Consider the following 13,803-nt stretch of genomic DNA (forward strand, 5'->3'; position numbering starts at 1 on the left):
CGCTACGACGGAAACAAACTTAAGCGAAATCTCGCAACAAATCCTGAAATTGATTAAAGGCTGGCGTACCACTCATCGTTGCCGATAGGTTCGAGGCGATACCCGCAATCTTGAAGCAGGGATTGTGCCTCTTTTGGCTTCAGACCGAGAGCAGACATGCGACCAATGTTCTCTTCAAAGAAGATATGGTTAATTCGCTTGCATTGCAATAACTGTTTTGCTCCTTGAAGCACCCATGTATCTGCCCCTTCCGTGTCTATTTTCAGGACATCAATCCGTTCATCCCCACTATTAAAGAAAACCTCATCTAGCGAAACAACACAGACCTCGATCTCTCCCTTGTCCCACTCAACCGATAGCCCTCCCCATCCACTTTGTTCCTCTGGCCCCAACGTAAAAGGCAAGCTGCCACGCTCTTTCCCTACAGCAACCTGACGTACATCCACTTGAGACTCTAGCTCATTGTTAACCAGATTATGTTTCAAAGCAGAGAAGTTTCTCGGAGATGCCTCAAAAGTAATGACTCGGTTCTGAGGGTGATGGGCTGCCCAAAGGCATGAGTAATAACCATAGTTAGCCCCCACGTCAACCATCAAACCGCCAGCCTTCGCCAGTTGTGCAATTCTCAGAGAGAGCGACAATTCAGTGAAACCGAGAAAGGCAATTTGCTTATGACCGATATCTGTCGGCATCAGCTTCAGCGAAATTTGAGGAGCAAACTCTAGCGTTGCTTTCTCAAAGAGATTGTTAAAGGTAGCGGTGTGCTTGGAGTAAAGCTTCCAGAAAAGCTTTTCCCTTAACCACAACGGTCTAATCTTCATCCACCAAGGTCGATTTTGCGTAGCTAGAGTCATGGGTTCAATTGTCCAGTTGGGATTTTCTGGGAATTGAGAGTGTCAAATATTGCCATGGCATAGGTCTGGGCAATGCTTTCCCAGGAAAACACGTTGTAATAATCGTCCTGAAAGATAGAGTTGGTAAAGCTTTCTAGCTTGAACCCCAAAGGGGGAGGAAAGACTTTGAGGTTTTCCGGGAAAAAAGGTTGTAAATCGGGAACTCCACCGATGGGAGTGGCAAAGACGAGCATTCCTGACTCTAGCATCTCATTTAAGACCAATCCCCAACCTTCGACTCTGCTCGTAAATAACCCGCAATCGTGGTTAGCCAGCAAAGAGTAAAGCTCGTTTCTTTCAAATGACGGCAGAATTTTTAGTTGACCAGATTGTAGGAGTTCAGCCGGACAATCGTTCTCGGCTTCCGTACCGCAGCCTGCGATCGTAAAAGTATCTTGGGGGCATAAAGCTGCCCATTTAACAATAAAATCAAGCAGCTCAGTAATGCCTTTATGGGAAGTCCAACGACCAATCCACAGAAACCGGATACCTTCTGGTGAAGGCTTTTTTCGGTGTATCCGGACTTTCGCTAACGCTTCTTGCTCTGCTTGCGAAAGAGCATTAACGTAAGACATTAATTTATTCCGCCACCAGGGAAACCCTCGCTTCATCCAGCGAAGTTCTAGACTGCCAAGGCAAAGAATGTATCTTGCTCTTTTCCAACCCTGTAGAACTAAAATTATTTGAAATAGCGAATAAGAATAACTGAAAGGAAGTCGAATGATACCGCGTACACTTTTTTCTATTCGATCCTTTAAGCTATGCATCAAATACAAAATATCCGGCTGAACGCTACGAGCTACAACTAAAGCAGATTTGCTAACTTGTGGCGTAATCAGCAGTGCCGGACTATCAATTACATCAAAGGGTGCTTGGGTTTTAATAAAAGCATCCAGTTTTGAACGCATCTGCCGCACGCTTTGCCACCACTTGGTTTGGGACGGTAAAGGATGAGGCGACCATAGCGTAACATCGTGTCCCTGCGATCGCAATGCTTCGGCAAGATTAATTGCGACTTGACCTGCACCAAATTCAGCAGCAAGGGGAGCGTGCGTGACTATGAGTAGGCGTACTGACCGCAACAGGCACTCCTTAACTTTAAAGGTGTCTGGATTCTCTCACACTGTAGTAGATGCACTCCAGTTTCTCGATTACTCGCTCCCAACTGTAGGTTGCTTCAACGATAGAGCAATTGTACTGCCCCATTTTTTGTTGTAATTCAGGCGATGTCAGGATTTCAAGCAGAGCCTCAGTTAGTGCTTGCGCGTCTTTTGGTGCAACTTTACGCCCTCCCTGTTCCGGTACTAGGTGAGCTAACCCGCCAGCATTAGTAGCAACAACAGGCTTACCACATGCCATTGCCTCTAAAGCGCTCATTCCAAACGGTTCGCCATAGGAAGGTAAGCAGTATACGCTACATTGACGCATTAATTCTGGAACCTCCTCTCGCTCAACTCGACCCAGTAGCAAGATTTGGGATTTACAGGACATTGTAGAAACTTGCTGCTGCACCCTCTCTGTCGCTGCCCCCGCTCCGGCAATTGTTAGTTTACAGGTAGGTAGAGTCTCAGCAACGTTCTCAAACGCCTCTAAGAGTGTAAATATTCCCTTCCGCTGTTCTAAGTTGGCAAGGAAAAGAATAGTAGGCGTTTCTTGCCTAGTGTCTTGACGGCAAGCCGGCGAAAATAGCGTAGTATCAATTCCGGGTGATAACTGATGGATTTTTTGAGGATTAGTCTCTGGGCGATACAACTGGGTTATTGCTGCTGGTGTAGAGACGAAAAGAGCTGCTGCGTTTGCTTGCTGCTGCTGGGAAAATTTTTCTAATAACGGCTCGATTAAAGATGAAGTGATAGTTCCTCGCAACGATTGTTTGGCTTTAGGAGTTTCTGCATCCTTAGGCCAATTAATCCAGAAAGGCCCTAGAACGACAGGTATCCCAGTTTTTAGCAAGGAAACGCTCAATCCTCGGATGACTGGATTTAACTGATGAATGATATCAACTTTATCCTGTTGATGAATGTTGTTAAAAAGTTGCCTAACTCTCAGTATGTACTCGAAAGAATGCAGTCTTGAGGGAGTCTGAAGTGGTACGAGATAGAGCTTAATATTCTTAGGTAAATCCCCTTTAATGTCCTTAGAATGAACAGCAATATGGATAGTATGACCCCGTTGAGCTAATTTATTAATGAAGTTAAAGGCAATTAAACCATCACCGTGAGGTTGATAGTTGGTTAGAAAATCTGAGGGATGGGAGATAAAAATAGAAAGTTTTTTGTCTCGCACTGGGATAGTAAAATAGTTTTACTTAAAGGGGGCGACCGCTCTTTTCAGCAACCCAATAAATTTTCGATTGGATAAAGCTTCTAAGGGAAACTTCATCATAGTTCCAAGTAACTTCTGGAAAGGCTGTTTTTGCTTCCCTGCCGCATAGGCAGCGAAATAGGGTCTAATCTCCTCTGAATAGTTTATCAGCCGATTGAGCTGAAGACGCTCAAGGAATGAAAGATGAGAAGCATACTTTTGTGTCAGGTTAAGGGCTTCTTCTCGATTACCAACTCCACTAGAAATGGTTTTAGATTGAGGATGCAGTCGGTAGAAACAAATGGGCTGAGAAATTTTGAGCGACCGCGGCCTTTCTAAGGCCATGCGGATGAACCAATCAATGTCCATACAATAGTATGAATTCTCATCAATCAATCCCACTTTCTCAAAAAGACGACGAGAAACAAATACTGACTGAGAAGGAATTACATATTGTTCTCCATAAAACGCCCGCAGCAAATATTTAGTCGCGAATGTTTGAGTTCCTGAACGATAGCTAAGGTATTTATCATTTAATGAGCTGCCGTTATAGGTGCAGCCGTAGATAAAGTCAAACTTGTTTGCCTTGGCTTCAACAAAGACATGATGTAGGGCATCAGGCAAATAGCAATCATCCGCATTCATCCAAGCGATATAGTCTCCCGTACAACGCTCGAAACCTTTGTTAATTGCATGAGATTGACCTCGGTCGGGTTCGCTCGTCCAAAATGCTAAATACTGCTCGTATTTTTTAATAATTTTAATAGATTCATCTGTACTTCCTCCATCAATAATGATGTATTCTAAACTTGGGTAGTTTTGTAGTAAAACTGAGCGAATTGTTTCTTCAATAAATTCTCCTTGGTTGTAGTTAGGCGTGACGATACTAATACGAGGCAACTCAAGGCGATCGCGAATACGATCAGGTAGTAGGAAACTTTGTTCTGTCCAAGGCCATCCGGTTTTACCCGGCGGCGGCGGTGGTAGGTCTTTTAAGGTGAGGGTAGTATTCAGAATTGGCATTTTTGAAGAAAATACTGCTGAATTGATTAATTAAACTAGGGATTAGCTAAGGTTAATCGCCACGGGATTCTTTCTCATAATCCTTTAAATTCAACCGAGAAGATGTGGGGCGATCTCGTCCTAATTCTGCAATACCTGACGATACAGCTTAATGTACCTTTCTGCTTGGAGTTTGAGCGGGTATTCCTCTAAAGCAATTGTGCGACACTGTTGACTCAAGCGATCGCGTAACTCCCGATCTTCCAAAAGCTGCACAATTCCATTACAAAAATCCTCCACATCCTCTGGTTGAGCTAAGTATCCGGTAATTCCTGGACGCACTAAATCGGGAACGCCACCAACTTTAAAGGAAACCATCGGCGTACCACAAGCCATACTCTCTTGCAGTACCAAAGGGAGATTATCAGCCTGGGTAGGAAAAATGAATAAATCCGCCGCAGAGTAGGCAATAGCTTTGAGGCGATCGCTACTGACATAGCCAAGGTTGAGGGTTGGGATTCCTACGGCTTCAGAAATGGCTTCACCCCCCTCACCAAGAATGAGCAATACTGTCTCCGCTTTGAGAGCAGCAGGTAAGCTAGACAACGCCGATAGCAGCAACTTTCCTCCTTTTCGTGCATCTGTCAAACTGGCGGCACAAAACATCAGAACCTTTTTACCCGCCGGGATGCCAAGCAGTGATCGACATTGTTCGCACTCTAGCGGTTGGTAAGCTTCCGTGTCGATGCCGTAGGGAATGTAATGAATGGGAAACTGGTTCAGCATACTTTGCTTAACTTGCTCAGTTAGCCATTGGCTGGGAGTCACCATCGTTAAATTAGACTGGCGATACACCCAGTTTTTCAGCGTCCACTCTAGGCGGGTATTATCTCTTTGGATAGCGGGGTAAGTATCGGGATAAGGACATTTGCCGCAACCGATTTTCCAGCGATCGCATTCATAACTGTAGGCACAATGACCCGTAAAACTCCACATATCGTGGAGAGTACAAACAGCCGGCTTATTTTTAACTAAAGAGGGAAGTGCTAAGTAGTTAAAGTAGCCAGTATGAAGGTTGTGAAAGTTGAGGATGTCAGCTTCTTTATAGAAAGCATGCTGGGGAATATCAAAGGTGTTGACAATGTTGAGGTAATTAAGCCCAAGATGCTTAGTGAAGCGAAAAAGCTGATTTTCCAGGCGGTACTTCCGCTGAATCGCCGCGACGCGATCGCTACTCGTTCGCACTTCCCCCACCAATAGGCGCGAGTCAACCCCTTGAGCCAACAAGCCTTGATGCAGTCGATAACCCGCGATCGCGGCACCGCCTGCCAAATCGGACTGATTAATATGCAGGACATTCATGCGGCTGGTTTGATGGCTTCAATAAACAAGGAATCTGGCTTATAAACATTTCCATCAGGTTCAGTGTCAAGATTAAAACTAGTCCAATCAGGAATGTAGCTTTCAGTCGCTGTACGCTGAATGATACTATCTAAACCGCACTTTTTCAGTAGCCGCGTTAAAGAGTAGCGATCGTACATCCACTGGTGAACTTCCCCGCCTTGGCGAAAGCGCCCAATCTGTAAAGCATTGTATTCCTTACCCAACAAGCTTTTGATTAATAACTCTCGCCTAAAATTGGGATAACGCAAAAAGCGGTAAAGCCTTTTTAGGAGGTACTTGAGTTGACTTTCTGGCACCACTGATGATGTTTGCTGTTGACGTGCTGCCTCAATCAAGATTTTTGCTTCCGTACCGCAGCGTTTCAAAATAAATTCCTGATTGGGAATGTCTGCTTGAGACAGATAAGCCGCCATCTCTCCTCCTGAAGAGCTTCTTACCGTCTGGTCGTACATCTCCAGTAAAATCCACTCATAATTCGCTTGCCACTCCTGAGAACCCTGGTTAGCTTGTTCCAGTGCGGTGAGATAGGTACGAGCAATCTGTTCTAGATCGGGAACAACTACCCTTAAGACACCTTTAGGGCGCAAAACGCGATCGCACTCCCTTATAAAAGACTCAGCCGCCGCTTTGGGAAAGTGTTCTAAAACATGAGAGTGATAGACAACCTCAAAAGAATTATCAGGGAAGGGAATTCCTTGAGTGAGGTTGTGAGCAACTACATTCTCACCAGTCGAGACAAAATCAACATTAGTCCAGCCAGGATGAAAGCGACGACCACAACCGAGATTAAGATAATTCATCTCATTCACGAAAAGCAAATACATTTAATTGCATATCCATACCCATATGAACATTACGATGATAAAAAGGTTGAGGAGAGGTAACAGGCGGATGAATATGAATTCTAAACCCTGCGGCAGACAAAATATTAACTATTATATGTAGAGTCTGAGGTTCATCAACAAATGAATGGTATTCAACAAAAAGGTTTTGAACATTATGCAGTAAATCCTGACAATCTTGGATTACCGCTGTCTCGGCTCCCTCAATATCCAATTTAAGTAAATCGACTGGTTTATCTAGATATTTACGAAGTCTAACTGTTTTAACTTTATATTTTTTTTCTTCTGCTTCAATCTTTATAATCCTTCCCCCATCAGCTCCTTCAGCCATAAATTCTAATTCAGTTTCCGTATTCCAAATTGCTTTATTAACTAGTTCAAGGTTAGAAATGCCGTGCGTGTTTCTTTCCAAGGTACTAAAAACTTGAACATCCGGCTCAAAAGCAATAATATGGCTATCAGAATAAAGTTGCTTAAAATATAATATACTTAAGCCAATATTTGCTCCTCCATCTATAATTAATGGGTTTTCGTTTTGAGCTTTAAACCTATAAATTTGCTCTTTAAATATCTCCTTATACATAAATAGGAAAGAAGCTGAATCTACCAGTTCAAACTCTCTTTCAAATAAAGTAGTAGAACTAGGAATGTACCGGGGTAGCTTCTTAATATTTTGCAGAGTAAAGTGATGCTTCCTATACTCAGGTTGCACCAATAATTTACCAAAGTGCTTAAGTCGAGATTTAATTGCCATTGAATCCTTGTGATAATCGTTTGCATCAACTACTTGTAACAGAAAGTCATTCCCTTTTTATTAAGATAATTGAGTCACGCTTAACTAGTCTTAAATCAGCAGTGAGAACTGTCCATCCAGCATTTTCGGCTTGTGGTTTCAGAATCTAAATGTAATCCCATAGCACCAATAAAATCATCACCTATTTCTATGGGGGCATGATTTGCAATTATCACGAAATCTCCTAACGAACAACGCTCACCCAAGATTAAATTACCAGCTCTTAACAAGCGTAAACTACGTCCTAACCGGAGAAGTTGACCATGTTTCACTTTGTGCAATCGCAAATAGAGGCGTTTGAGATATAAAAAATTATTGGGTTCAGAAATCAAAGATTTTAGTTCTGAGAGTATCCCTATAAGCTCTCGGATAATTTTGCGAATTAATGCCATGATAGTAGTCCCGGTCCACAGATTCCTTTCCAGTCGCCAGCTGTCGTTCTATCTGACATTATGCCTGTAAATTCAACTTCAAATATCAAACAATCTATAATGTTTTCTAGAGTCTCAATATTTCTTTGACCTAGATAAGCATCAACATAATATTTTCCTGGTGAGAGTGCATAAGGTGGTAATCTACATTCACGCCGAGAGGAACTGTTATTGACAGTTTCAGAATTAAATTCATCACTAGAGTGGTGAATCCATAAACCTTGACTATTGCGTATAACAATACCGATTATTATTTCCTTCTTTTCTAATCTCTCAACATGAAATTTAATTCTGATTGGTTGGTCAATAGCAAAAGCGTTACCTGAAATTCTCTCTCCTTGCGAAATTTCGATTTTTCTGAAATGAGGTTTTTCTAGATTTTTCTCTGCTATATACGTATCAGAGCAAGAAACTGGGCTGCTAATATAATTAGTAATTACATTATCAATTAAATCATTAGCAACCAGTGTGCCTTCGCTTAATAATATTCCGCTTTTGCATAAAGCTCTGATTGCTCCTATATTGTGGCTTACAAACAACACTGTTCTACCTTCTTTCCCCACCTCCTCCATTTTCCCCAAACATTTCTGCTGAAACGCCGCATCTCCCACGGCTAGCACTTCATCTACTACCAAAATCTCTGGCTCTAAATGCGCGGCTACAGCAAAGGCTAGACGTACGTACATCCCCGATGAGTAACGCTTTACTGGGGTATCTAAAAACTTCTCGACTTCAGCAAAGGAAACAATTTCATCAAATTTTTTTTTGATTTCAACCCTGCTCATCCCCAGGATGGCACCGTTGAGGTATATATTCTCTCTTCCTGTTAGTTCTGGGTGAAAGCCTGTTCCTACTTCTAATAAACTGGCAACACGCCCTTTTATAGAAATACGCCCTGTAGTTGGTTCCGTGATGCGGCTTAATATTTTTAGCAGTGTTGATTTTCCGGCACCGTTGCGACCGATAATGCCAACTCTGTCGCCTTGCTTAACTTCAAATGAAACATCTTTCAGCGCCCAAAAATCTTCAAAAGTTTGATGTTTATTTTGTTGTGCAAAAGGCTTTTTTATCCGGCGTCCAAATAACTTTGCTCTATCAGCAATTACATCCCGTAGCGCTGTATACCGCTCCTGATTTTTGCGATTAATGATGTACTTTTTACCGAGATTCTCCACTCGAATGACTGTATCTGACATTCTTTAATTTTGTGGTTTAGATTACATCAGCAAAGGTGCGCTCTGTTTTACGAAAGTACCAGATACCACTGATCAGTAGTAAGGTAACTAGTATTAAAGAAAGTGCAAATCCAGGCAAGTACAGTTTAGATGCTCCTCCTAAAATTGCCCAGCGGAAGCCGTCAATGACTCCCACCATTGGGTTTATTGAGTAAAGTAAGCGCCACCGCCCTGGGACAATACTACTACTAAAACCAACGGGAGAAATGTACAAGCCAAACTGAACTAAGAATGGCACGACGTAGCGAAAGTCTCGGTATTTAACATTTAATGCAGCTAGCCATAATCCTGCTCCAATTGAGGCAGCAAAGGCGATGAGAATAAACACAGGTAAGGTTAAGATTCGCCAGCTTGGAACAAAGTCATATACTGCCATCAGTGCCAGTAAAATGATGCCGGAAACTAAAAAGTCAACAAAACTGACAATCACTGCACTGGCTGGCACAATTAAGCGGGGAAAGTAAATTTTAGAAATCAAGTTGGCGTTTGTAATTAAGCTGTTGCTGCATTCCGATAGGGCGCTGGAAAAAAACTGCCAGGGAAGCATTGCTGAGAAGACCAAGATGGGATAGGGCGCACCCTCAGACGGTAAGTTGGCGAGCTTGCCAAACACAATGGAGAAGACAACCATTGTTAAAAATGGTCGAATCAGCGCCCAGGCAATGCCAATTACCGTCTGTTTGTAGCGCACCAAGATGTCACGCCATGCCAGGAAGTAGAACAGTTCCCGGTAACGCCACAGGTCTTTCCAATACTGTTTCTCGGTACGACCTGCTTCAATAATGAGTTCTGCACTACTCATGGGGTTTGATCACTCACGCCGTTTTCTGAACTCTTAGATTGTTGCTGAAGTAGGTAACAAGGTTTTAAGTATTAAGGTGTGAGGCAACCGTAACTAACCCTTGTCAACAGACTTCAGCAGCAATTATCTAGACGTTACCCATCAACCTGCGGCAGTAAAGGCGGCATTCAGCAAAATCGACAGCACCGCTTGAATTGCCCGCAATTGTTCAGGTGGGTTGAGCAGCAACTGGGCATCACTGGCATTAATGACAGCATTGTAAGCCGCAACAACGGCAGTAAACTGCGCTGCATTTACAGTACCCCCTGAGGTTAAACCTCTAAGGCTGGATGCCAAGTTAGCGGCTAGAGTCGCATCTACTCCTGCCGTAGCTAACGCACTTTGGAATTGAGCCACACAAGCATTGACATTGCCAACTTCACTCAGGAGACATTGCAGATTTTGCTGCACGATCGCGGGAATAGCAGTAGGAGGTCCCGTCTCAACTACGGGCAAGTTACTAGCCGCTAAGAACCGATTCACCGAGTTGGCGGCAGTATTAACCGCGATCGCCACTTGGTTAGACGTAAAGGCGATCGCCGTCCCGTCTGTCTCAGCCCCTGGGATCAATGCACCACCGACAATATCACTGGTGGTGATGATATTCCCAGTCATGTCCGATATATTACCGGATTGAGCGCGGGCAGACGGAACGACCGCCAAAAACAGCACCGAACACCCCACCACAACGCCCAGTCCGAATCCAGGCAGATGCCTAATTTTCATAACTTCACCACAGATAGGACAACTTAAAAGGCGTAACCAACACCGATAATAAACCGGGTGCCATCACCCGCATTGTTAGTGACATCGGCGATCGCTGGCGTAATCACCAACGGCGTACCTCGAATGGGGACAATTGAAGCCCCCAAATTCAAATCCTGCCCCGTCCACTCGGCAATCAAGGAGACAGGTTCAACTACTTGCACGCCAACACTGCCAAAGACATTCGGCGAATCAGTGCCTCGGTCTTCCGATGCAATTTGATCGAGGGAACGGAAACGACCCCCACCCAGACCAACCGACGCCGTGATTCGGCTCAGGGGGGCAGTGGGATCGTCCTTCAACGGGATCACCTTACTGACAACACCGTAAACGCTCTTGCCACCATCAGGATTTCCCCAAACAATGGCATTCTCCACGCCTACTGCCACGGCGAAATTCCCAGGCAAAGTCCGATGCAGCTTGAAACTGACCCCGCCATCATCAAAGGTGTCACCAATCAAGTCATAAATTGAAACGGCGGTTTCTAACCCGGCAAGCTGCCGCGCATCGCCCAAGCCAAAACCCGCAACAATTGCACCATCATCTTCATTGGTAAAGCGCGCGCGAGATTGATAAGTTGCCCCGACAAAGAAATCTCCTCCATCTGCACCAAAGGCAGTCGGAGTGCCAATCGAAGCCCCGCCGCCAATGATCCGCCGCAGACGTTCTACTTCGGTTATTGGGGGCCCAGGCAGGCGATACTGTTGACGCAACGTTGCCACATCAGGCGTCTGCGGTGGTGTCGCAATCGGCTCATAGCCAACAATGTAGCGAGTGGCGACATTGGTGGCACCTAACTGGGGAATTCTACCTTCATTCACCAACGCTTGATAAATAAAAGCAGCGACATCAGCACGCGTGGCGGTTTGGTTGGGATTTAAAAACCCCACGTTGGGGTAGTTAACCACCAACTGATTGAGGGCTGCAGAGGCGATCGCATTCTGAGCAAAAGCCGGAACCTGAGCAGCATCCTGAAAGTAAGAACTGAGAACTTGTTCGGGGTTATTGGCTGCCGCCAAATTAAGCCCACTGGCTAAAGCGACTAACACCTGAGCGCGAGGAATATTTTGCTCCGGATTAAAAACATTGTTGGGATAGCCTTCAATAAACCCCGTGCGGTAGGCGTACTGAATTGCCTCATTACCCCAATGATTGGCAGGTACATCCACAAACGCGGTGCCAGAACGTAGTGGTTCTCTAGGAAATGCCTGTCGAATCATTGCCGCAAATTGGGCGCGGGTGACAGGGGCATTTGGTCGGAATGTCCCATCAGGAAACCCACGAATAATATCTCTGGCGGCTAAACCTTCAATAAAACTTTGCGCCCAGTTTCCCTGAGTATCAGGAAATCTACCCGCTTGAGCAAGCTGGGCTGCTGTTGGCGCTGTTGGTTGAGTGGAATTGGAAGCTGGCTGATTGGGGGTTACCGCCTCGCCTCCGAGTATCGATTGCAAAAGAGAGGCACCCATCCGATTTCCCGAATGAGGTTCTGCGGCGGCGACTGGGTTAAGAACGCTAGCTGCGATCGCAACAATTGCACTGCTCAAAATTGAACCGACTAAAATCGATCTCCAGCTACGAAGATCGTTGCTGACTCGATAGAAACCACCCCTCACAATGGTTGGCATGATAAAGCCTCCTGGGTTTTGGCACTTTGTGCCGTTGATTTGCGTCTGACAACAGCGAGTTTGTCAGGATTTTACACAAGATTTAGTCAAACTTGCTTGCCAAAAGTTCAATTTATATCTAAAGGAATTAGTGTTAAGGTGAGCGGAAAAAGATTTTTGAAACCTTTCGACTGTGAAACTATGGCTGCTGCTGGTCTAAAAAGACGCTCGAATCAACCTATCATTGGCTTGACCCTGCTAGTCTTTGTTGTTGTTGGCATCCCGCTTCCAGGGATGGCTCAAGTGCCTACGTTTTCCCCCGCGTCTGGTCAAGTTAATACCAATAGTACGCCAACAGAAGATGCTTATACCCTTGGTGCCGGCGATCGCCTCCGTCTAGACATCTTTGATGTCCCCGAATATAGCGGCGAGTACACCGTTTTAGTTGATGGCACCCTCAACTTACCCGTCGTCGGCAGCATCCCCATCCAAGGAGTCACCCTCGAAAGGGCAAGCGATGTGATTTCCAGCCGCTACGCCCGCTACGTCCGACGCCCCATCGTCACTCTTTCCCTAATCGCCCCCCGACCCTTAAAAATTGCTGTCGCGGGGGAAGTTAATCGCCCCGGCTCTTACAGCGTCACCCTCACAGACGGCAGACAATTTCCCACGGTAACGCAAGCCATTCAGCTAGCTGGCGGGATTACCCAATCTGCAGCAGTCCGACAAGTGGAAATCCGGCGTCGCACTCCAGGTAGCGGCGAACAAACATTCAATGTCAATCTCTGGGACTTGAGCCAGAGAGGTAATCTCAGCCAAGATGTTACCTTGCGGGATGGAGACTCGGTGTTCATTCCCACAACAGAAGCTTTTGATCCTGGCGAAATGCGTCAACTCGCTGATGCCAGTTTTGCGGCAGAGGCTTCCCAACCCCTGAAGGTGGCTGTAGTGGGAGAAGTTGTTCGCCCCGGTCCCTACACCGTAACAGGAGCCTCGGCGGGAGCAACCAGTGCCGACCGCACCAGTGGCGGGAGCAGCAACGAAATACCAACAGTTACCCAAGCGATTCAAGTCGCTGGCGGTATTACCCAATCGGCTGATATTCGCTCAGTTCAAGTGCGCCGACCTACCAGAAATGGCAGTGATAAAACTATTGATGTCGATCTTTGGCAACTTTTGCGGGAAGGGGATCTATCGCAAGACGTAATTTTGCAGGAGGGAGACACAATTGTTGTACCGACGGCAACCGCCCTCAGTTCTGAAGAAGCAACCCGGTTAGCCTCAGCCAGTTTTTCGGCAGCCGTGATCACAATCAATGTTGTGGGGGAAGTCAAGGACCCCGGTATTGTGGAAGTGCCAGCGAATGCCCCACTTAATCAAGCCCTCCTCGCGGCTGGAGGATTTAACAATCGGGCGCGTCAGGGTGAGGTAGAGCTGATTCGCCTGCAACCTAACGGTACGGTTGACAAACGTGAAGTCTCAGTAGATTTTACAGAGGGAATCAACGATCAAACCAATCCTCCCCTCCGTCCTAATGATGTGATTGTGGTTAATCGCTCTGGTATTGCCCGTTTCTCAGACACATTAGGCACGGTTTTAAGTCCCGTAGGGGGGATTTTCTCTTTGTTCAACTTCTTTAGAATCTTTCGCTAAAGGCAGTGGATGAAGTATGAAGTATGAAGGCTG

13 protein-coding genes are annotated in these 13,803 nt (G+C 45.5%); 1 reads left to right on the forward strand and 12 read right to left on the reverse strand.

The features are described from left to right. Nucleotides 1-53: 53 nt before the first annotated feature. The 12 genes from AC5JR3_RS21685 to AC5JR3_RS21740 form a co-directional block, all read right to left on the reverse strand. Nucleotides 54-854 carry an FkbM family methyltransferase gene (locus AC5JR3_RS21685; RefSeq protein ID WP_495848651.1) on the reverse strand — a complete coding sequence of 267 codons (801 nt, stop codon included), beginning with the start codon at nt 852-854 and terminating at the stop codon, nt 54-56. After that, nucleotides 851-1,975 carry a glycosyltransferase family 4 protein gene (locus tag AC5JR3_RS21690; protein ID WP_495848652.1) on the reverse strand — a complete coding sequence of 375 codons (1,125 nt, stop codon included), beginning with the start codon at nt 1,973-1,975 and terminating at the stop codon, nt 851-853. Before AC5JR3_RS21690 ends, AC5JR3_RS21685 begins: the two co-directional genes overlap by 4 nt. A 16-nt stretch (nt 1,976-1,991) precedes the next feature. Then, nucleotides 1,992-3,179: a glycosyltransferase family 4 protein gene (locus tag AC5JR3_RS21695; RefSeq protein WP_495848653.1), complete on the reverse strand. Its 1,188-nt coding sequence runs from the start codon at nt 3,177-3,179 to the stop codon at nt 1,992-1,994. A gap of 18 nt (nt 3,180-3,197) precedes the next feature. Further along, entirely contained in the window at nt 3,198-4,220 is a 1,023-nt protein-coding gene (locus AC5JR3_RS21700; RefSeq protein ID WP_495848654.1) for a glycosyltransferase family 2 protein, read from the reverse strand. Between the two features lie 120 nt (nt 4,221-4,340). Further along, nucleotides 4,341-5,561 carry a glycosyltransferase family 4 protein gene (locus AC5JR3_RS21705; RefSeq protein WP_495848655.1) on the reverse strand — a complete coding sequence of 407 codons (1,221 nt, stop codon included), beginning with the start codon at nt 5,559-5,561 and terminating at the stop codon, nt 4,341-4,343. Further along, on the reverse strand, nt 5,558-6,403 hold the full coding sequence (locus tag AC5JR3_RS21710) for a class I SAM-dependent methyltransferase (protein WP_495848656.1): 846 nt from the start codon (nt 6,401-6,403) through the stop codon (nt 5,558-5,560). The genes AC5JR3_RS21705 and AC5JR3_RS21710 overlap by 4 nt, the downstream gene beginning before the upstream one ends. 1 nt (nt 6,404) lies before the next feature. Continuing rightward, nucleotides 6,405-7,199 carry an FkbM family methyltransferase gene (locus tag AC5JR3_RS21715; RefSeq protein WP_495848657.1) on the reverse strand — a complete coding sequence of 265 codons (795 nt, stop codon included), beginning with the start codon at nt 7,197-7,199 and terminating at the stop codon, nt 6,405-6,407. A 95-nt stretch (nt 7,200-7,294) separates the two neighbouring features. After that, nucleotides 7,295-7,630 carry a hypothetical protein gene (locus AC5JR3_RS21720; protein ID WP_495848658.1) on the reverse strand — a complete coding sequence of 112 codons (336 nt, stop codon included), beginning with the start codon at nt 7,628-7,630 and terminating at the stop codon, nt 7,295-7,297. Further along, nucleotides 7,621-8,865 (reverse strand): ABC transporter ATP-binding protein, encoded by a 1,245-nt coding sequence (locus tag AC5JR3_RS21725; RefSeq protein ID WP_495848659.1) that lies wholly within the window; start codon nt 8,863-8,865, stop codon nt 7,621-7,623. Before AC5JR3_RS21725 ends, AC5JR3_RS21720 begins: the two co-directional genes overlap by 10 nt. Before the next feature lie 16 nt (nt 8,866-8,881). Continuing rightward, nucleotides 8,882-9,706 carry an ABC transporter permease gene (locus AC5JR3_RS21730; RefSeq protein ID WP_495848660.1) on the reverse strand — a complete coding sequence of 275 codons (825 nt, stop codon included), beginning with the start codon at nt 9,704-9,706 and terminating at the stop codon, nt 8,882-8,884. A gap of 141 nt (nt 9,707-9,847) precedes the next feature. Next, nucleotides 9,848-10,471: a hypothetical protein gene (locus AC5JR3_RS21735; RefSeq protein WP_495848661.1), complete on the reverse strand. Its 624-nt coding sequence runs from the start codon at nt 10,469-10,471 to the stop codon at nt 9,848-9,850. A gap of 23 nt (nt 10,472-10,494) precedes the next feature. Further along, on the reverse strand, nt 10,495-12,138 hold the full coding sequence (locus tag AC5JR3_RS21740; RefSeq protein ID WP_495848662.1) for an S-layer homology domain-containing protein: 1,644 nt from the start codon (nt 12,136-12,138) through the stop codon (nt 10,495-10,497). Between the two features lie 180 nt (nt 12,139-12,318). Between AC5JR3_RS21740 and AC5JR3_RS21745 the strand changes: the two genes are divergently transcribed. Continuing rightward, complete coding sequence (locus AC5JR3_RS21745; RefSeq protein ID WP_495848663.1) at nt 12,319-13,770, forward strand: polysaccharide biosynthesis/export family protein; 1,452 nt, start codon at nt 12,319-12,321, stop codon at nt 13,768-13,770. Nucleotides 13,771-13,803: the final 33 nt, after the last annotated feature.

The organism is Kastovskya adunca, assembly GCF_059505785.1.

Bases quoted from the DNA above. Each gene is read 5' to 3' on its own strand.
- AC5JR3_RS21685 (WP_495848651.1), bottom strand. From the start codon at position 854: ATGACTCTAGCTACGCAAAATCGACCTTGGTGGATGAAGATTAGACCG.
- AC5JR3_RS21700 (WP_495848654.1), bottom strand. From the start codon at position 4,220: ATGCCAATTCTGAATACTACCCTCACCTTAAAAGACCTACCACCGCCG.
- AC5JR3_RS21705 (WP_495848655.1), bottom strand. From the start codon at position 5,561: ATGAATGTCCTGCATATTAATCAGTCCGATTTGGCAGGCGGTGCCGCG.
- AC5JR3_RS21710 (WP_495848656.1), bottom strand. From the start codon at position 6,403: ATGAATTATCTTAATCTCGGTTGTGGTCGTCGCTTTCATCCTGGCTGG.
- AC5JR3_RS21715 (WP_495848657.1), bottom strand. From the start codon at position 7,199: ATGGCAATTAAATCTCGACTTAAGCACTTTGGTAAATTATTGGTGCAA.
- AC5JR3_RS21720 (WP_495848658.1), bottom strand. From the start codon at position 7,630: ATGGCATTAATTCGCAAAATTATCCGAGAGCTTATAGGGATACTCTCA.
- AC5JR3_RS21725 (WP_495848659.1), bottom strand. From the start codon at position 8,865: ATGTCAGATACAGTCATTCGAGTGGAGAATCTCGGTAAAAAGTACATC.
- AC5JR3_RS21730 (WP_495848660.1), bottom strand. From the start codon at position 9,706: ATGAGTAGTGCAGAACTCATTATTGAAGCAGGTCGTACCGAGAAACAG.
- AC5JR3_RS21735 (WP_495848661.1), bottom strand. From the start codon at position 10,471: ATGAAAATTAGGCATCTGCCTGGATTCGGACTGGGCGTTGTGGTGGGG.
- AC5JR3_RS21740 (WP_495848662.1), bottom strand. From the start codon at position 12,138: ATGCCAACCATTGTGAGGGGTGGTTTCTATCGAGTCAGCAACGATCTT.
- AC5JR3_RS21745 (WP_495848663.1), top strand. From the start codon at position 12,319: ATGGCTGCTGCTGGTCTAAAAAGACGCTCGAATCAACCTATCATTGGC.